The 19,566-nt window shown below is 58.2% G+C and carries 17 protein-coding genes; 9 read left to right on the top strand and 8 right to left on the bottom strand.

The genetic code is table 11. The annotated features are described in order from the left end of the window. Positions 1-30: 30 nt before the first annotated feature. From AC2FGB_RS18820 to dxs, 6 genes are all read left to right on the top strand, one after another. Positions 31-543 (top strand): MarR family winged helix-turn-helix transcriptional regulator, encoded by a 513-nt coding sequence (locus tag AC2FGB_RS18820; RefSeq protein WP_496694620.1) that lies wholly within the window; start codon positions 31-33, stop codon positions 541-543. After that, complete coding sequence (locus AC2FGB_RS18825) at positions 540-1,241, top strand: response regulator (RefSeq protein WP_496694621.1); 702 nt, start codon at positions 540-542, stop codon at positions 1,239-1,241. Before AC2FGB_RS18820 ends, AC2FGB_RS18825 begins: the two co-directional genes overlap by 4 nt. A gap of 68 nt (positions 1,242-1,309) precedes the next feature. Beyond that, complete coding sequence (locus AC2FGB_RS18830) at positions 1,310-2,236, top strand: histone deacetylase family protein (protein ID WP_496694622.1); 927 nt, start codon at positions 1,310-1,312, stop codon at positions 2,234-2,236. Continuing rightward, positions 2,233-2,475, top strand: a complete 243-nt coding sequence (locus AC2FGB_RS18835) for an exodeoxyribonuclease VII small subunit (RefSeq protein WP_142640258.1) — start codon at positions 2,233-2,235, stop codon at positions 2,473-2,475. Before AC2FGB_RS18830 ends, AC2FGB_RS18835 begins: the two co-directional genes overlap by 4 nt. Further along, entirely contained in the window at positions 2,476-3,342 is an 867-nt protein-coding gene (locus tag AC2FGB_RS18840) for a polyprenyl synthetase family protein (RefSeq protein ID WP_496678863.1), read from the top strand. A 16-nt stretch (positions 3,343-3,358) separates the two neighbouring features. After that, the gene (gene dxs, locus AC2FGB_RS18845; protein WP_496694623.1) at positions 3,359-5,287 is read left to right on the top strand and encodes a 1-deoxy-D-xylulose-5-phosphate synthase; all 1,929 of its coding nucleotides are present in this window, start codon (positions 3,359-3,361) and stop codon (positions 5,285-5,287) included. Between the two features lie 224 nt (positions 5,288-5,511). Here dxs and AC2FGB_RS18850 read toward each other — a convergent pair whose 3' ends face one another. Beyond that, entirely contained in the window at positions 5,512-6,708 is a 1,197-nt protein-coding gene (locus AC2FGB_RS18850; protein WP_496699288.1) for a BCCT family transporter, read from the bottom strand. A 139-nt stretch (positions 6,709-6,847) separates the two neighbouring features. Between AC2FGB_RS18850 and AC2FGB_RS18855 the strand changes: the two genes are divergently transcribed. The 3 genes from AC2FGB_RS18855 (at position 6,848) to msrA (ending at position 8,775) form a co-directional block, all read left to right on the top strand. Next, the gene (locus AC2FGB_RS18855) at positions 6,848-7,726 is read left to right on the top strand and encodes a DMT family transporter (protein WP_496694624.1); all 879 of its coding nucleotides are present in this window, start codon (positions 6,848-6,850) and stop codon (positions 7,724-7,726) included. A gap of 93 nt (positions 7,727-7,819) precedes the next feature. Next, positions 7,820-8,269 carry a peptide-methionine (R)-S-oxide reductase MsrB gene (msrB, locus tag AC2FGB_RS18860; protein WP_142640268.1) on the top strand — a complete coding sequence of 150 codons (450 nt, stop codon included), beginning with the start codon at positions 7,820-7,822 and terminating at the stop codon, positions 8,267-8,269. Continuing rightward, a complete protein-coding gene (msrA, locus tag AC2FGB_RS18865; RefSeq protein ID WP_282022325.1) occupies positions 8,266-8,775 on the top strand; it encodes a peptide-methionine (S)-S-oxide reductase MsrA in 510 nt (169 codons plus the stop codon). The genes msrB and msrA overlap by 4 nt, the downstream gene beginning before the upstream one ends. Before the next feature lie 21 nt (positions 8,776-8,796). On the opposite strand, the gene AC2FGB_RS18870 is transcribed toward msrA, so the two are convergent. The 7 genes from AC2FGB_RS18870 to AC2FGB_RS18900 form a co-directional block, all read right to left on the bottom strand. Continuing rightward, positions 8,797-10,800 (bottom strand): hydantoinase/oxoprolinase N-terminal domain-containing protein, encoded by a 2,004-nt coding sequence (locus AC2FGB_RS18870; protein ID WP_496694625.1) that lies wholly within the window; start codon positions 10,798-10,800, stop codon positions 8,797-8,799. Positions 10,801-10,872: 72 nt separating this feature from the next. Further along, entirely contained in the window at positions 10,873-11,910 is a 1,038-nt protein-coding gene (gene queG / locus AC2FGB_RS18875) for a tRNA epoxyqueuosine(34) reductase QueG (protein WP_496694626.1), read from the bottom strand. A 78-nt stretch (positions 11,911-11,988) separates the two neighbouring features. Then, a complete protein-coding gene (fzlA, locus tag AC2FGB_RS18880) occupies positions 11,989-12,654 on the bottom strand; it encodes an FtsZ-binding protein FzlA (RefSeq protein ID WP_142640277.1) in 666 nt (221 codons plus the stop codon). A 58-nt stretch (positions 12,655-12,712) separates the two neighbouring features. Further along, positions 12,713-13,447, bottom strand: a complete 735-nt coding sequence (gene mtgA / locus AC2FGB_RS18885; protein WP_142640279.1) for a monofunctional biosynthetic peptidoglycan transglycosylase — start codon at positions 13,445-13,447, stop codon at positions 12,713-12,715. A 39-nt stretch (positions 13,448-13,486) separates the two neighbouring features. Further along, positions 13,487-14,401 (bottom strand): Hint domain-containing protein, encoded by a 915-nt coding sequence (locus AC2FGB_RS18890; RefSeq protein WP_496694627.1) that lies wholly within the window; start codon positions 14,399-14,401, stop codon positions 13,487-13,489. 184 nt (positions 14,402-14,585) lie between these two features. Continuing rightward, entirely contained in the window at positions 14,586-19,118 is a 4,533-nt protein-coding gene (gene gltB / locus AC2FGB_RS18895) for a glutamate synthase large subunit (protein ID WP_496690462.1), read from the bottom strand. Continuing rightward, complete coding sequence (locus tag AC2FGB_RS18900) at positions 19,115-19,549, bottom strand: GFA family protein (protein WP_281995942.1); 435 nt, start codon at positions 19,547-19,549, stop codon at positions 19,115-19,117. The genes gltB and AC2FGB_RS18900 overlap by 4 nt, the downstream gene beginning before the upstream one ends. Between the last annotated feature and the right edge of the window lie 17 nt (positions 19,550-19,566).

The following is a 19,566-nucleotide window of genomic DNA, read 5'->3' on the forward strand; positions in this document are numbered from 1 at the left end:
CTCGGACCTGTGTAACGAATGAGGCAGACTATGTCAGATACCCGCCCCGCCCAGGCCTTTGGCGGAGAAAGCCTGTTGTTTCTTACGGATGAACAGCTGCGGCAGGGGATCGAGGCGATGTTTTTTGCCTATCGCGGGTTCACGGCGGACCCGGATCGCATTCTGACACAGCTGGCCTATGGGCGGGCACACCACCGTGCTATCCACTTTATAAATCGCGCACCGGGGACGACCGTCAATAACCTGCTTGCTATTCTTGGGGTGACGAAACAGTCTCTGAACCGGGTCCTTCGGACATTGATTGACGATGGGTTGGTCGAAAGCAGGGTCGGTACAGTGGACAAGCGCGAACGGCACCTGTTTCTGACCGAAGCCGGGAGGGCGCTTGAAACCAGGCTGTCCAAGGCCCAGCGCGTACGGATGCGCGCGGCCTATAAGGACGCAGGCCCAGAAGCGGTGTCTGGGTTTCGCAAAGTGCTTGAAGCAATGATGGATGCTGATATGCGTCATGCCTATACCAAATTGCGGGATACGACCTCATGAGTGATATGGATGCCCATCTGTTGATCGTTGACGATGACGAGCGTATTCGCGATCTGCTCAAGAAATTCCTGATGCGAAACGGGTTTCTGGTGACCGCGGCGCGGGATGCGGCCCATGCACGTCGGGTGCTGTCGGGGCTGGATTTCGACATGATCGTTCTGGATGTGATGATGCCCGGCGAAGATGGTGTCAGCCTGACCAGAGCCCTGCGCGAGACCCACACCACCCCGATCCTGTTGCTGACGGCGCGGGGCGAAACCGAACACCGTATCGCCGGGCTTGAGGCGGGGGCCGATGATTATCTGGCCAAACCGTTCGAGCCCAAAGAGCTTTTGTTGCGGATCAATGCGATCCTGCGCCGGATGCCGGAAACCCCGGCACAGGATGCCGCATCCAAGATTCTGCATCTCGGCCCGATCCGCTATGATGTTGAGCGCGGTGAGATGTGGCGGGGAGAAGAAACGGTCCGCCTAACCGCAACGGAAAGCCAGCTGATGAAGATTTTCTCGGCCCAACCCGGCGCCCCTATCAGTCGCGCCAAGCTGGTCGAGGATCTGGGCCGTGACAAGGGTCAGGCGCAGGAGCGTGCCGTGGATGTGCAGATCACACGGCTGAGACGCAAGATCGAGCAAGACCCGAAACAACCCCGGTACCTGCAGACCGTGCGCGGGGCCGGGTACATGCTGGCTCCGGATTGATTGAACCGCTGCGTGGCGGTTCTTTGCCTTCGGCGAAGGTATTTTGACCAGATGAACAGGGGATTGTGATGAAAACTGCCCTTTTGACCCATGCGGATTGCCTTGGGCACGTGACACCCGAGGGGCATCCGGAACAAGTCGCGCGACTGGAACATATCCTTCATGCGCTGGATAGGCTGGACCTGGATCGTGTGACCGCGCCGCTTGCAGCCGATGATGACCTGCTGCGTATTCACCCCGAAAGCCATATTCGCGACATCCGCAAAAGTCGCCCGACAGAGGGATTCCGGCAGGTGGACGGCGATACATTCATGTCGCCGGGATCTGTAGATGCGGCCTATAGGGCTGCAGGAGCTGTGGTAAAAGCCGTGGATTTAGTGCTGGGCGGAGAAGCCCCAAATGCGTTCTGTGCCATTCGCCCTCCCGGCCATCATGCCGAGAATGAAACCGCCATGGGGTTCTGCCTGTTCGGCAACGCCGCATTGGGGGTGAAACACGCGTTGGATCATCACGGTCTGCGCCGCGTCGCTGTGGTGGATTTCGATGTGCATCACGGCAATGGCACGCAGGATTTGCTGTGGGATGAGCCGCGCGCGTTGGTGATCACCAGCCAACAGATGCCCTTGTGGCCGGGATCAGGCCGCGCCGACGAGACCGGCGCCTTTGAAAACGTCCTGAATATTCCACTGTCCCCCGGAACCGGCGGCGCCGAGATGCGCGCCGCCTATGAAACATTGGCTTTCCCGCGACTGCGCGCCTTCAAACCCGAGCTGATCATAATCTCTGCCGGGTTTGACGCCCATCAGGATGATCCGCTGGCCAATCTGAACTGGGCCACCGAAGATTTCGCCTGGATCACTGCCGAATTGTGCAAGATTGCCGATCAGCATTGCGCGGGACGTATCGTCTCGACTTTGGAGGGCGGGTATGATCTGAAAGCGCTGGCCGAGGCCACACGTGCCCATGTGGAAGAGTTGATGAAGGCAGCCCGATGACAGATACACCCGTTGACCAGATGACATTCGAACAGGCGATGAAGGAGCTTGAGGCCGTTGTCGGCCAGCTGGAGCGTGGAGATGTGGCGCTGGACCAGTCCATCGCCTTGTATGAACGGGGTGCAGCGCTGAAGAAACGCTGCGAGGATGAACTGAAGCGGGCCGAGGAAAAAGTGGCCGCGATCACCTTGGACGCCGATGGTCAACCGACCGGGACGACGGTTGTCGAAGGTCAGTAAATGTTTCGCGAAAGACTGGCGCAGGATGCAACGCTGATTCAGGGCCATTTTGATCTGGTTCTGGGCGCGCTGGACGATCTGGATGTGACACAGGCGATGGCCTATGCCACGCAAGGCGGCAAAGGTCTGCGCGGGTTTTTGGTGCTGGAAAGCGCGCGGCTGCATGATGTGGATACAGCGCGTGCGATCTGGCCTGCCACGGGGATCGAGGCGTTGCACGCCTATTCTCTGGTGCATGATGACCTGCCCTGCATGGATAACGACGATTTGCGTCGCGGGCGCCCGACAGTTCATGTGAAATGGGATGAGGGCATCGCGGTTCTGGCAGGCGACGCGTTGCAGGCGCTGGCATTCGAACTTTGCACCCGTCCCGAAATTGGCCCCGCCGAAATTCGCGCGGAATTGGCCTTGTCTCTGGCGCAGGCAAGCGGAGCGCAGGGCATGGTGCTGGGCCAGGCGCTGGATATCGCGGCGGAATCGGCAGACTCTCCGCTGACGCTGGAAGAAATCACCCATTTGCAGGCAGGAAAAACCGGAGCGCTGATCGAGTGGTCTGCATGCGCCGGCGCGCGTCTGGCCCAAGCTGATCTTGCGCCCTTGCGCCAATATGCCCAATCCCTTGGTCTTGCTTTTCAAATCGCAGATGACATCTTGGATATAGAGGGTAACGCCGAAATTGCGGGCAAGCGCCTTCAGAAGGATGCCGAGGCGGGAAAGGCCACGTTTGTGTCTCTGCTGGGCCTCGACGCCGCCAGAACCCGTGCCGCGGAGCTGGTGGAACAGGCCTGCGCCGCGTTGGAAGGCTATGGCGCGTCGGCTGAAACCTTGAAGGACGCCGCCCGCTTCGTTATTGCCCGGGACAGCTAAGCCAGGAACGCGCCATATGTCTGACCGCCCGAACACTCCTCTGCTGGATCTTGTGAACCGCCCGGCCGACCTGCGGCAGTTTTCGGACGCGCAGCTGCATCAGGTGGCGCAGGAATTACGGGCCGAGACGATCTCGGCCGTGTCGGTCACCGGCGGGCATCTGGGTGCGGGTCTGGGCGTGGTGGAACTGACCACCGCGCTGCATGCGGTATTCGATACGCCGCGTGACAAAATCATCTGGGATGTCGGGCACCAGTGCTATCCGCATAAAATCCTGACCGGGCGGCGCGACCGGATCCGTACCCTGCGCCAACCCGGCGGGTTGAGCGGGTTCACCAAGCGCAGCGAAAGCCCCTATGACCCGTTTGGCGCGGCGCATTCCAGCACCTCGATCAGTGCGGCCCTTGGCTTTGCCGTAGCGCGTGATCTGGGTGGTGTCACACCTGAAGGCCTAGGCGATGCGATTGCGGTAATCGGCGATGGCTCGATGTCGGCGGGTATGGCGTTTGAGGCGATGAACAATGCGGGCCACCTGAAAAAGCGCCTGATCGTTATCCTCAACGACAATGAAATGAGCATCGCACCGCCGGTTGGCGCCCTGTCCAGTTATCTGTCGCGCATCTATGCCGAAGAACCGTTCCACGATCTGAAGGCCGCCGCCAAGGGCGCGGTGTCCTTGTTGCCGGAACCGTTCCGCGAAGGCGCCAAACGCGCCAAGGAAATGCTCAAGGGCATGGCCGTAGGCGGTACATTGTTCGAAGAACTGGGCTTTTCCTATCTCGGCCCGATTGACGGGCACGATATGGACCAATTGCTGCCGGTGCTGCGCACGGTCAAGGCACGGGCGACCGGCCCGATCCTGATCCATGTGTTGACAAAAAAGGGCAAGGGCTATGCCCCCGCCGAGCAGGCCCGCGACAAGGGTCACGCGACCGCGAAATTCGATGTTGTGACGGGTGAGCAAAAGAAGGCGCCGTCAAACGCGCCCTCTTATACGTCGGTCTTCGGCAAGACCCTTGTGGAAGAAGCCGCGCGGGACGACAAGATCGTCGCCGTCACCGCCGCCATGCCCGATGGAACTGGGTTGAACCTGTTTGCCGAACGCTACCCGTCACGTTGTTTCGATGTAGCGATTGCGGAACAGCATGGTGTGACGTTCTCGGCGGCTTTGGCTGCGGGCGGGATGAAGCCGTTCTGCACCATGTATTCGACCTTCCTGCAGCGCGGCTATGATCAGGTCGTGCATGATGTGGCCATTCAGCGCCTGCCCGTGCGATTTGCCATCGACCGCGCCGGGCTGGTGGGCGCTGATGGGGCGACCCATGCCGGATCGTTTGACATTGCCTATCTGGCCAACCTACCGGGCATGGTCGTGATGGCCGCCTCAGATGAGGCCGAGCTGATGCATATGGTGGCCACCGCCGTCGCCCACGACGAAGGCCCGATCGCCTTCCGCTATCCCCGCGGTGAAGGCGTGGGCGTGGACCTGCCCGAGCGTGGTGAAGTGCTTAAAATCGGCAAAGGCCGGATAATTCAGAAGGGCGCGCGTGTGGCATTGCTGTCTTTCGGTACGCGCTTGGCCGAAGTACAAAAAGCCGCCGAGGCCCTATCCGCACGCGGCATAACCCCTACCATAGCCGATGCACGTTTCGCCAAACCGCTGGACCGCGACCTGATCCTGAATCTGGCCTCCGATCATGAGGCGCTGATCACCATCGAAGAGGGTGCGATTGGCGGTTTCGGCAGCCATGTGGCGCAGCTACTGGCCGATGAGGGTGTGTTTGATCAGGGCCTTAAATACCGCTCGATGGTGTTTCCGGATATCTTCATTGATCAGGCAAATCCGGCGGATATGTATGCGGTTGCCGGTATGAATGCCGAACAGATCGAGGCCAAGGTCCTGTCTGTTCTGGGTGTGGCCACGATTGGTGAAAAACGCGCCTGAGGGACCATTAAGGTTACCAACTCCAAGGAAGAGCGTGCCTCAAGATAGCTCTTCAGTGAGTGAAGATTGAACTAAGCCAACATAAGTAAAAGATATTGCAAGTTTGTGATTTCACACGTGTCGCTTTTGTTTGGCCTTTTTGACTCTTTCCGCATTGCTTACACAGTCGCGGCCAAAAAAAAACGGGCACCGAGGCGCCCGTATTAGCTTCTTCTCGATGTTGATCAGTGAACCGTCTCGACCTTGTGGAAATCCAGATCACGGTCTTCGGGCATCCCATTGATGCTCAGCACCTCTTTGCGCTTGGTGATCAGGATATAAACCACACAGGCCAGATAGAGGCCGACAACAACTGCGCCGATCCACTGGATCTGCAACCACTGGCTTTGGAACAGCAAGGTCAGGACGAACAGCAGCACAACATTGCCCGCCACATAGATCGCTTTACCAAAGCGGGCGACTGTCATGTTCAGGTTGTCCGTATAGAGCCTGATCAACGAATCCAGTGAGTTGATCACGAAGGTCACGCCCACAATCACCATCGCAATGTTGGTGATGCCTGCAGTGCTGATGCCGTTCAGGTGGTAATAGTAGAGAACGGTGAACCAGATCGCCAAAGGTATCGACGGAAAGATCAGCAGAGCAGCCAGTAGCTGCCAGGTCTTCAGCCCACCTACAAAGCGAGATGTGAACTGGCCGATCATGATCGACCAGGCAAACCACCAGAACAGGTAGAAGGCGTGATAATCTGTCAGCGGCAGGACAAACTTGTGCAGGTTGGTGAAATAGGCACCAACATTGCTTCCGGTTTCCACAAAGCCATTCACGCCCATGCCCGCAGCAACCCACATGCCCAGGATCAGTGCCAGGAACAAAAAGGTCGAGCCCACCGACAGGATACGCACGTATTTCAGGTCGGTCGAAGAATAGGCCGCTGCCAGAATGACGACAAACACGATGACATAGAAGGTGGTGACCACTGACTCGCCGTCTCCGACCTCGGGCAGGTAGCCGGGCAGGTAGATCAGGAACAGGCTGGCGGTGAAAGCGCAGGTGCCGATGATGACCACATTGTTGATCAGCTTGACCAGCGGGATTTCAAAGAACTTCACGCGCGGCTCGATGACACAGAAATAGAACGCGGTCAGAAAGTAGAACGCCCAGATCAGAAAGCCCCAGAACCCGAATTCGATCGCCAGTGGGTTGGCAAACGCATAGGCGGGATCTTCGGCATAGCCGCCGAATTCGGTCAGCGGAAACATGATCAGGCCGACATCCAACCCGGATGTGAACAGAATCGCGATGAAGGTGAACAGATGAACCGGCGTTACGCCGACGATCCGCAGATTCCACCACTTCACCACAAAGAAGGCAACAAGGCCCAACGCCAGCAAGACGCCAAATGATAGTATGTACTCCAATAGCACCGACAATCCTCCCATTAATGTCAGTTCATGACGCTGTTATAGTTTATTGGCTGATCAATCAATAAAAACAGCACTGCTTGCGGCGCGCGCTTATTCGGTCAACAGTGCGCGAAAATCTGAACAGGGGGTCGCGATGGATTTTCGCGCAATGGCCATGGGGCTGACATTTGCGTTTATCTGGTCTTCGGCCTTCACCTCGGCCCGGATCATCGTGGCGGACGCATCGCCGTTGTTTTCCCTGGCTCTGCGGTTTCTGATCTCGGGTTTGATTGGCGTCGTGATTGCACGGGCGATTGGCCAAAGCTGGCGGCTGACGCGGTCACAATGGTATGCCACCATCCTGTTCGGGATATGTCAAAATGCCCTTTATTTGGGCCTAAACTTCTATGCGATGCAAACAATCGAGGCCTCTGTTGCCGCCATCATCGCCTCGACCATGCCATTGCTGGTTGCCTTGGCCAGTTGGGTGTTTATGGGCGACAGATTACGGCCAGTTGGAATTGTAGGCCTGTGTGCCGGGTTCGCCGGTGTTGCTCTGATCATGAGCAGTCGGATCGGCGACGGCGTTGATCTGTTCGGCGTCATGCTTTGTGGCATTGGAGCGCTTGCGCTGACATTTGCCACGCTCGCAGTGCGTGGGGCGACATCGGGCGGGAATTTCATGATGGTGGTTGGATTACAGATGCTGGTCGGATCAGCCATTCTGTTTGTTGCAGCACCGGTATTCGAAACGATTCATATCCACTTGACGGTGCCGCTGGTCCTGGCCTTCACCTATACAACTCTGTTTCCCGGCCTTCTGGCCACGTTCATCTGGTTCCTGCTGCTGGATCGGATCGGCGCAACCCGGGCGGCCACGTTTCACTTTCTCAACCCGGTCTTTGGTGTCACCATCGCCGCGATCTTGTTGGGCGAAAAACTGGGGCCGCTGGATGCGGTCGGGGTTCTTATCACAACACTGGGCATTCTGGCGGTGCAACTGTCTCGCCAACCCGGCAGAAAACCAGCCTGACCTTGCACAACTGCGCGAGCCCGGCAGAACACCCTTTGCTTTCCGCCAATAATCCCCATCTATTATGCGAACCACCAGAAGTCCGGAGGAGCAATGACCCGTTACACCAAATCCCCTGAGGCCGTCGCCGCATTGTCGCCCGAGGAATACCACGTCACGCAAAACAGCGGCACCGAACGGCCCGGAACTGGCAAACTGCTGAATAACAAAGAACCCGGCATCTACGTGGATATCGTCTCGGGTGAGCCTTTGTTCGCCTCGGCGCACAAGTACGAATCCGGCTGCGGCTGGCCCAGTTTCACCAAACCAATCGTGCATGAGCATGTTGAAGAACTGCGCGATGCCTCGCTGGGTATGATCCGGACCGAAGTTCGCTCGAAACATGGCGATAGCCATTTGGGGCATGTATTTCCCGACGGCCCCCGCGAACATGGCGGGCTGCGATACTGTATCAACTCAGCCTCATTACGGTTCGTCCATCGCGATCAGATGGAAGCCGAAGGCTATGGCGAATTCCTGATTCATGTGGAGGAGATCGAATGACCGAACATCGCGCCGTTCTTGCCGGGGGCTGCTTTTGGGGCATGCAGGATCTGATCCGCAAACGCCCGGGCGTTTTCCGCACTCGCGTCGGATATACTGGTGGAGACGTGCCCAACGCCACTTATCGCAACCACGGCACCCATGCCGAGGGGATCGAGATTTTTTACGATCCTACCGTGACCACCTATCGCGATCTGCTTGAGTTTTTCTTTCAGATCCATGACCCGACTACGGTGAATCGGCAAGGGAACGACATGGGGATGAGCTATCGCTCGGCCATTTATTATGTCGATGACGCCCAGAAACAGGTCGCCCTGGACACCATTGCCGATGTGAATGCCAGTGGCATCTGGCCCGGCAAAGTCGTGACCGAACTGGAACCCGTTGGCGATTTCTGGGAGGCCGAGTCCGAGCATCAGGATTATCTTGAACGCATCCCGAACGGCTATACCTGCCATTTCCCGCGCCCGGATTGGGTTCTGCCCAAACGCGACGCGGCCGAGTAAGGATTAGCCCCGGATCAGGGGCTAGTCCGACGCTACCCGCGGCCGTCCACTGGCCTCGACGGTGATCATTGCCTCAACAAAGACCTCCTGCGCTTCGATACGGGCGGTGCGGATATCCCGGTCGACGATCACTCGGATATCCTCGGCACCGGCTCCGCGCACTTCTCCTTCCGCCTCAGCCCTCAGGATGGATTCCAGCAGCGCCATCGCCTCGTCAGAATCGCTAAAGTCCTGAGGCCCGTCTTCAAGATGCACCCTGTACCGCCCTTCGGATGGCGCGGTGACGGTCCCGGCCCGGCGCAGTGTCAGCCTGCCAACCACAGCTCCAATCGCATTGGCCACGCCCGTGTGTTCCGGCAGAATCATGCGGCATCGCAATCTTTCCCCGACTGCGGGGTAATAGCTGGGGGCCGACGCCCCAAGACCAATCACATCCACATTCAGTGCCGCGTCCAGCGCCACCAAACCGCGATGCCCGGCCAGACCTTTCCGCGTCAAAACATGCCGGGCCAGATCGGGTGCCGGAACGCCGAACTCCTCGGCTTCTTCTGAGAAAGCGGTCTCTAACAAGGTCAAAGAGGTTTGTTCGGTCAGCTGATCAACGATCATCTGCGCCAACAGATCCGGTGTTGCAGCCAGCATATCGCCGGTGCCAATCCGTTTTCGCGCCACCAGTTCCAGCGCTTTGCGTGCAGCCTCTGCGTCCCAGGCATCCAAACGGCCCAGAACATGGCTGGCATCCGAAGGTGTCACGCCGGATACCTGAACGATTCCACGATCCACCAAACGAGTAAGTGCGCCTGTTTCCATCCGCGTTTTAATCAAATCGGACAGCGGCAGGACCTTCTGCCCCAAACGATCCACTAGGGCGGTTTCCCTTGCCCCCAGACCTTCGGCATGAACACCCGGTACCAGACGTGCGAACCGGGTGTCATGTTCACCCACGGTTGGGGCCCGCAACTGCGCATCCAAGGCCGTGTGAACCTCGTCGGGCGCTTCTGACGCGATCAGAGATACGGGCAAAACACGGCGCGGTCCCAGGAAGATGCCCCCGCCCAGCCCTTCGGTTACAACATGTACCTGACTGTCCCCGCCCAACCCGTGGGTCCGCATTGCGACGGCCTCCACCATGGTGCGAAAGCCGCCAACCCTGGCACCTTCGGGATCAATGGCGGGCTTGCCATCCCGGATCAAGGCGACATCGGTCGTGGTACCACCGATATCTGATACCAGCGCGTTCTCGGCTCCCGTTAGCCAGCGCGCCCCGACGATCGAGGCCGCAGGGCCGCTCAAAATCGTTTCAATCGGTCGATCCCGCGCCTGTTCGGCGCTCATCAACGCTCCGTCGCCTCGAACCACCATCATTGGCGCTGAAATACCTAGCGACACAAGCTGATCCTGTGCCCGTCCGATCAACCGGTCGATCATGCCAATCAACCGCGCATTCAGCACCGCTGTCACCGCACGTTTTGGGCCATTCAACTTGGCCGACAGATGGTGCGAACATGTCACCGGCGCACCCGTCCGATCAGTAATAATGCGGGCGACCTCAAGTTCATGCGCCGGGTTTCTGGTGGCGAACTGACCGGCCACAGCGAAACCTGAAACCCCTGAATTAGAGTCTAAAAAGGCTTCAATCGCCTGAACATCCAATGGCCTGGCCTCTGTTCCAGCATGCGTGTGACCGCCCGCCACAACCAAAGCAGGATCCCCTTTCAAAGCATCCCGCAGACCATGCTTTTCCAGATCTCCTTCCCTGAACCCGATATAGACAAGGGCAACCCGGCCACCCTGCCCTTCGACCAGCGCATTCGTGGCCAATGTCGTTGACAGCGACGCCATTGAGATCTGCTCCGGTGACACCTGAGCCTGCGTCAGAACCGCAGAAATCGCCTTGCCAACGCCAATCGCCAGATCAGCTCGTGTTGTCAGAGATTTGGCTGAAGCAATCACCTCAGTCTCATCCCGGACCAGCACCGCATCCGTATAGGTTCCGCCTGTATCAACCCCCAAAGCCAGCGCCATCGGGTTCTCCTTCCTGTTCGCTGTGATTGGGTTTAGCGGTTTGCACCGACACGTCCAGCCTGTTTGCGGCACCTAGGAGAGTTGTTTGACCGCCCAGCGCGCGGCATCTGCCACGGCTGAATCCGGATCCTCTGTCAAATCCTGTGCAATCGGTATCAACCCCTGCAGGCCTGAGTTGCCAATGGCGTACAGCACATTTCGCACAAACCGGTCCCGTCCAATCCGCTTAATTGGAGAGCCCGAGAATTTCGTTCGAAATTCCGGATCGTCCAGGCCAGCCAATTCTGCCAGCCGAGGAGCCTTCAGATCCTCACGCGCTGCATAGCGCATGTCACTGGCCGTGACTGCGAATTTGTTCCAGGGGCAGGCGGCAAGGCAATCATCGCAACCATAGATCCGATTGCCGAGTTTCGCGCGCAGGTCTTCATCAACCGGACCCTTGTGTTCGATTGTCAGGTAAGAAATGCAGCGCCGCGCGTCCAACTGATAAGGCGCCGGGAATGCGTCTGTCGGACAGGCGGCCAAACAGGCCCGGCAGGATCCACAGTGATCCACCTCTGCTTGATCCGAAGGTAGGTCCAGAGTTGTAAAAACAGACCCTATAAAGGCCCAATTTCCCCAATCGCGACTTACAAGATTGGTGTGCTTACCCTGCCATCCCAACCCCGCAGCATGACCCAAGGCCTTTTCCGGAACCGGGGCGGTATCGACAAAGACCTTCACCTCGCCACCAGCCTCGGCTATCAACCAGCGGGCTAACCTTTTGAGCCGCTTCTTGACCAGGTCGTGATAGTCCTTGTTCTGCGCATAGACTGAGATCGCCCCCTTCTCGGGGTGGTCCAGAATCTCGGTTGGATCATGTTCGGGCGCATAGCTTTCTGCCAACATGATCACCGATTTCGCCTCGGGCCAGAGCGCTGCCGGATCGCCTCGCCAATTGGTCCGCTCGGCCATCCATCCCATTTGCCCGTGATATTCGGCCTGCAGGAACGCCTCCAGCCGGGCGGGCACTTCGGGGACATCCCACGGGCGACAAATGCGACAAGACACAAAGCCCTCGCTCAGCGCCTGTGCCGCCAGCCTATCCTTTAAACCCGATCCGCTCTTCATCTGGCCCTAAATACCTTCGGGGGGAATCGCGCCCCAAGGCGCGATGGGGGGGCAGACAGCCCCCCTTGTGCGACCCTATCAGAAATCCAGATCTGCGTAATGGGTGGGCGGCCTGAACCCAGGAACCTGATCCGCCAGGATCGACCGGAAAGCAGGTCGGGATTTGATCTTGGCGTACCAGTCTTTAACCGCCTGAGACCGATTCCAATCCACGTCTGAGATATAATCCAGCGTCGATAGATGCGCCGCAGCCGCAAAATCGGCCAATGTCATCTGATCCCCGGCCAGCCAACGGCGGTGATCCAGCAACCAGGCCATGTAATCCAGATGATACTTGATGGCCTTGGCACCTTGCTTGACATTTTTGCTGTCAGGATAGCCCTGACCGGTAACTTTCTTGTTCACGCGCTCATAAACCAGTTTGGATGTCACCTCGTGATGGAACTTGTCATCAAACCAGGCCACCAGCCGACGCACTTCGTATCGAGCCTCCGGCGTTTGGGGCATCAGCGCAGGATCGGGCCGGGTTTCTTCGATATATTCGCAAATCGCGTTGCTTTCGGACATGATCTTTCCGTCCAGACGAAGAACCGGGACTTTTCCGGCCGGGTTGCGCCGCAGGAAATCCGGGTCTTTCTCCCAGTATTTCTCCTCGACCAGCTCAACCTCAATCTTCTTTTCCGCCAGTGACAGGCGCACCTTGCGGCAGAAGGGGGACAAGGGAACATGAAACAAACGCGCCATGGGCTTCCAATCGAACCAGTGAATACACTCAAGCTTTAGCCTTGCAGGGCCTTGGGTTTCAATCCTCGAAACAATCCGCGCGACCATCTGCGCGAATGGTGGCCGCCCCATCGAGGATCGAGGCAGCCCGTCTGCGTGTGCGGACCGACGGATCCCGAACGGACCTGTTTTTGGGAGAAGGCAGGATTGCGGCAATACGTGCGGCCTGAACTGGCGACAGCTGGGCCGCGGTCACATTGAAGTTGCGCTGGGCTGCGGCCTCAACGCCAAACACACCTTCGCCAGTCTCGGCCACGTTCAAATAGACCTCGAGAATGCGCTGCTTGCTCCAGAAAATCTCGACCACGGGGGTGAGAGATGTCTCAAGCGCCTTACGCACCCAACTGCGCCCCTGCCACAGGAACACATTCTTCACCACTTGCTGCGTGATGGTTGAGGCGCCACGTGTACCGCCTTCCTCCAAAGCATCGCGAATGGCATCGACATCAAACCCCCAGTGCAGGCAGAAATTGGCATCCTCTGCCGCCACCACGGATCGCGCCATGACGGGCGAGATCTGTTCAATCGGCACCCAATCGCGCTGAACCTTGCCCAGCCGCCGCCATTCAGACCAGATCGTATGGGTTACCGGGGGATTCACCACAGAAAAAAGCACCACAAGCGCCACAACAAACGCAACCAGACCCAATACCGCGCGGGTCACCCAGCGGCGAATCCGCGATTGTGTCTGGTTCTTTGCCTTCGACGCCTTGCTTTTCTTACTGCTCGATTTGCGCGCTGCTTTCTTTGCCATATTGTTGCTATACGACGCGGCGGCGATGTTTGGAACGGATTAAATCGCCAAAGCGCGCGCCTCGCGCGGGCGTATCACGGGACGGGCGGTTTCTGGCAGGACCGCGTCGCGGGTCTGCAATTCGGGAAACAGGGCCAGAACTTCAGCCTTTGTTTCGGCGTCAGACTGAGAGAGCGCGTGCCCCGGGTAATAACTTTCGCTTTTGGCCCCATTTGCAATGACGATCTCATGGTGCGAAAAGAGAAGATGAATATAGTCGATCTGACCACCCTCAACACGCGTAACAGAATCCCCGTTGACCAGGCAATGCGCTGCGATCAGCACTTCGGTATGGCCGAACAAATACGGCGCCCGCCAGTCCGAGACCAGCATCCGGTGCTGTGGCGATACGATCAAAGGCTGTTCCAGCCCCAGCACGCCAGCCTCAAACCGAATGGGCGCCAGCTTGCCTTCGGCCTCAACCGTGGTCCGCCCCATCCAAAGCAGCGGCTGCGCACCGTTGTCCGATGTGATGACCATATCGCCGGGCTTCAGATCTTCGATAAGACGAGGGCCATCAGCCGTTTCGATCAGCGTTCCGGGGGTGAAACAGGGCGGGCCAAGATTGCCAACATCTAGCGGCCCCTGCGTGTTGACAAAGGTTGATGAGACAAACGTGCCCGGTTGCAGAACCTGCCCGTCTGTTGGTGTAAAGACACGGGTTCCGTCAGCAAGATAGAAGGTCGTGCCGGTATAGGTGACATTGCCAACGCCTGTCACGTTAATCGTAACAACATCACCCGGCCACGACGAAGTAACATCCTGGCCGTTTACCGTATCCCCGCTGGGCGCGTCGATCTCGCCATCGTCATCCACATCGGTGAGGTTGAATTTATCAACAACTACCGATGTACCGCCCGGTGGCGGATTCGCGGGGTCAAACGAATAAAACTGATCAAGATAGGTGGTTGGCATCTAACAGACTCCTACGCGTTCGCACGACTGCAAAGCAGCCTAACCGCAACTTCCGAACAAAAAGTGACGAAATCTAGGCTTATTGGGCCCGTTTCGACAAGCAAACGACCACCTAGGACCAATAAAAGAAAACCCCACGTGGTTTAAAAGACACGCGGGGTTGCCATTTTCATTAGTCCTCAGATTACTCTGCAGGAACCGCTGTTGCCTCGACCGCCAACGGATGGCTAAGCTTGTTCAGCATCTCTTTCGGGCAGACCTGGATAAAGTTCGCCTTCTCGACCTCCCAGTGCTGCAGGATATCCGCAGCCTTGCGGCTAATGGTTTCGGCCTGATGGGTTTCGATCAGCGATTTCAGCTGATCTTCCCAATGGCCAATGGTCACGGGGCATGTCACCAGCGTTTCCATATTCATCAGCGCCTGCGCCTTGCCGTCGGGGTCGTACAGGTAAGCCATGCCGCCTGTCATGCCCGCTCCGAAATTGGCGCCGATACTGCCCAGGATCACGGCGACCCCGCCGGTCATGTATTCGCACCCGTTCGAGCCGCAGCCTTCGATCACCACCTTGGCGCCTGAATTGCGCACAGCGAACCGTTCCCCGGCGCGGCCTGCTGCAAACAGATACCCGTCCGTGGCCCCATACAGAACCGTGTTGCCAATGATGGTGTTGTCATCCGCCTTCAGCGGGCTGACCTGCGGTGGACGCACAACAATCATACCACCAGACAAGCCCTTTCCGACATAGTCATTGGCATCACCCGAAACTTCAAGCTTGAGTCCCGGCGCTGCAAACGCTCCCAGCGACTGACCGGCAGAGCCCTGCAGCTTCACGTGCAGGTGATCCGACTGGAACGTGTTCCGCATCCCGAAATTTTGCACGATATGGCTGGAAACCCGCGTCCCAACGGTTCGGTGCGTGTTTTGCACTGCGTAAGACAGCTGCATTTTCTCGCCGTCTTTCAGGAACCGGGCGGCATCGCGCACGATTTCCGCATCCAGCGTATCGGGCACTGCGTTCCGGTCTCTGTCGCGATTATAGACGATGTTATGGGCACCATCGACGGTGATCAGCAGCGGGTTGAGGTCCAGATCATCCAGATGCGCCGACCCTCGGCTGACCTGCGCTAGCAGATCTGCCCGACCGATGATCTCGTCAATCGAGCGCGCACCCAGGCTGGCCAGCAGCTCGCGCACTTCTTGCGCGTAGAAGGTGATCAGGTTGACGACCTTATCGGCATTACCGGTGAATTTGGCGCGCAGGCTTTCGTCCTGAGTACACACGCCAACTGGGCAAGTGTTGGACTGGCACTGACGCACCATGATACAGCCCATCGCGATAAGGGCGGCAGTGCCTATACCGTATTCCTCGGCCCCCATCATCGCGGCCATGACGATGTCACGACCGGTACGCAAGCCGCCATCGGTTCGCAGGGTCACGCGATCCCGCAGGTTGTTCATCGCCAGAACCTGATGCGCCTCGGTCAGGCCCATCTCCCACGGCAGGCCAGCATATTTGATGGATGTCGCAGGCGACGCGCCGGTGCCGCCATTGTGACCCGAAATAAGGATAATGTCCGCTTTTGCCTTGGCTACACCTGCAGCAATCGTGCCAACACCCGAGGACGCCACCAGCTTGACCGTCACCTTGCAGCGCGGGTTGATCTGTTTCAGATCATAGATCAACTGCGCCAGATCCTCGATCGAATAGATATCGTGGTGCGGCGGCGGTGAGATCAGTGTTACACCCTTGGTCGAATGGCGCAGGCGCGCAATCAGGTCGGTGACCTTCATGCCAGGCAACTGACCGCCCTCACCGGGTTTGGCACCCTGGGCAACCTTGATTTCCAGCTCTTCGCACTGGTTCAGGTATTCGGCGGTTACACCGAACCGGCCCGAAGCCACCTGTTTGATCTTGGCCGAGGGGTTGTCACCATTGGGTTCCGGCACGAAATGCGCCGGATCTTCGCCGCCCTCGCCGCTGTCGGATTTCGCCCCGATCCGGTTCATCGCAACGTTCAGCGTCTTGTGCGCCTCGGGCGACAGCGCCCCCAGCGACATGCCCGGCGTCACGAACCGTTTGCGGATCGAGGTGATAGATTCCACCTCTTCAATCGGGATCGGCTTGCTCAGCGGTTTGAAATCCATCAGGTCGCGCAGATGGATCGGCGGGTTCGATTGCATCTTGGCCGAATACTGCTTCCACAGCTCGTAAGACGCCTTATTGCAGGCCATCTGCAGCATGTGCATCGAGGTCGCTTCCCACGCATGGGTCTCGCCTGATTTACGCGCCTTATAGAAACCACCGATCGGCAGAACATCCAGACCGCTAACCCAACCCTTGGCATGGATCTCTTCGGCCTTGGATTGAATGCCGGTAACACCGATTCCAGAAATCCGGCTGGTCATACCGGGAAAAAATTCGGCGACCATGGCACGGCTGAGGCCCACAGCCTCAAAGTTCAATCCGCCACGATAGGATGAGATCACCGAAATCCCCATCTTGGCCATGATTTTCAGCAAGCCCTGGTCAATCGCCTCGCGGTACCGCGCGACGTTTTCGGTCAGGCTGCCATCCAGCAACCCGCGATCAATACGATCGGCCAGAGAATCTTCGGCCAGATAGGCGTTGACCACAGTGGCCCCGCACCCGATCAGAACGGCGAAGTAATGCGGATCAACGCATTCCGCCGACCGCACGTTCAGCGAGCAGAATGTGCGCAGACCCTTGCGGGTCAGATGCGAATGCACCGCGCTTGTTGCCAGGATCATTGGCATCGCCACGCGACCCTGACCTGAATTCATATCGGACAACACCAAATGCCCCGCGCCCGAGCGCACGGCCTCTTCGGCTTCGGCTCTAATACGGGCCAAAGCTGCGCCCAGCGCCCCTTGTCCGGCTTCAAAGCTACAGTCGATTTCTGCCAATGGGGCATTGAAGTTTTCTGCCAGTGCTTCCCATTGGGCATTGCCCACAAACGGGCTTTCCAGCACGATAATTTCGGTCTGGCTGCTGTCTTCATCCAGCACGTTTTTCAGGTTTCCGAACCGGGTTTTCAGCGACATCACACGATATTCGCGCAACGAGTCGATGGGAGGGTTGGTCACCTGGCTGAAGTTCTGGCGGAAGAAATGGCTGAGCGGACGGTACTGTTTCGACAGAACAGCGGATGGCGTGTCATCCCCCATCGAAGCCAGTGCCTCTTTTCCATCTTCGGCCATTGGCGCCAGAATCTGCTCCAGTTCCTCGATCGAATATCCGGCGGCGATCTGACGCTTGCGCAGCTCCTCGCCCGCATAGATCGGCGCTTCGGTGATTCCAGCCAGAGACTCGTCCAAATCGTTGATCTTGCCGACCCAATCGCCGAATGGCAGTGCGCGGGCCAGCTTGTTCTTGATCTGCGTATCGCGATACAGCTTGCCCTTTTTCATATCCACGGCCAGCATTTGGCCCGGGCCCAACGCGCCTTTTTCGGTCACGCTGGCCTCATCAATCGGGACCATCCCGGCCTCGGAGCCTGCAATTACAAGACCATCTCCAGTGACCACATAACGCATCGGACGCAATCCATTCCGGTCAAGACCGGCACAGACCCAGCGGCCATCGGTCATGGCCAACGCGGCAGGGCCATCCCAGGGTTCCATCACCGAGTTGCAGTAAGAATACATGTCGCGCCAGGCCTGCGGCAGTTCCACAGCTTGCTTGGACCAGCTTTCGGGCACCAGCATGGTTTTCGCCATCGGGGCCGAGCGGCCTGCGCGTACAAGAACTTCGAATACAGAGTCTAATGCGGCAGAATCCGACGATCCACCAGCGATGATCGGTTTGATATCCTCGGCGTAATCGCCAAAGGTGCCGCTGGCCATGCGGATTTCATGGCTTTTCATCCAGTTGACGTTGCCCCTGAGAGTGTTGATCTCACCGTTATGGGCCAGCATGCGGAAGGGCTGGGCGAGCCACCATTGCGGGAAGGTGTTGGTCGAATAGCGCTGGTGATAGATGGCAAAGGCGGATTCGAATCGTTCATCCATCAGATCGGGGTAGAAAACCGCAACCTGCTCGGCCAGCATCATGCCCTTGTAGATGATTGACCGGCAGGACAGTGACGCCAGATACAGCCCGGAAATCCCGGCCGCTGCGGCAGCCTTTTCAATGCGACGACGGATGACATAAAGCTCACGCTCGAATGTCTCTTCGTCCACGCCTTTGGAATTCGAGATCAGGATCTGCTCAATCTCGGGCCGGGTCGCGTTGGCCTTTTCGCCGAGGCAGGTGACATCAACCGGAACGTGGCGCCAGCCATAGATATAATAACCCATGCGCAGCACTTCGGATTCAACGATGGTCCGGCACTGTTCCTGCGCGCCGAAATCGGTGCGGGGCAGAAAGACCTGACCAACCGCGATCAGCTGATCCAATTTGGGCTCGTGCCCAGTGCGACGGATCTGGTCATAGAAGAAAGGAACCGGGATTTGCACATGGATACCCGCGCCGTCGCCGGTCTTGCCATCCGCATCTACCGCGCCGCGGTGCCAGATCGCCTTGAGCGCGGCGATGCCAGCATCCACAACCTTGCGTGACGGCTTGCCATCGACTGAGACCACAAGACCCACACCGCAGGACGAATGCTCTTCTTCCTCGGAATAGAGACCGTTTTCAGCCATGAACTGACGTTTGGCTTCTTCGGCCCGCACCCAATCGGCATCATATTTGGTCATTGGCTGTCTCCTTCTTCCGGCAGGCCGTACATGGCTTCGACCTCAGCTTTGGTCATCTGCCGACGCTCGCCTGCGAACGCGTACCCGTCAGGCTTTTTGTCGATATAAAGTTCCAGTTGCAGCGGATTGTCCGTGTCGTCGAACAGGCCTGCTGCCATTTGGGTATGCCCGTGCATTTCACCCGGCAGCGTGATCCGGTACCAAAGGGCCGATCCGCAATCGGCGCAAAATGCACGTTCCGCCCAATCCGAGGACGTAAAGGTCTTAACCGGCCCAAGGGCCGCATACCCCTCTTGCGCGGGAAACGTTATCAGCATCGAGCTGGTCCAGCGGCGACACTGGTCGCAATGGCACGCGCCCAACGAATCTTTCGCCGGGGTGGCAGTCACTGTGACCGCGCCGCACATACATTGGCCTTGCAATTCGGGCATCTCTGTCCCTCCTGTCG

Source organism: Ruegeria sp. CDSC021 (assembly GCF_059610845.1).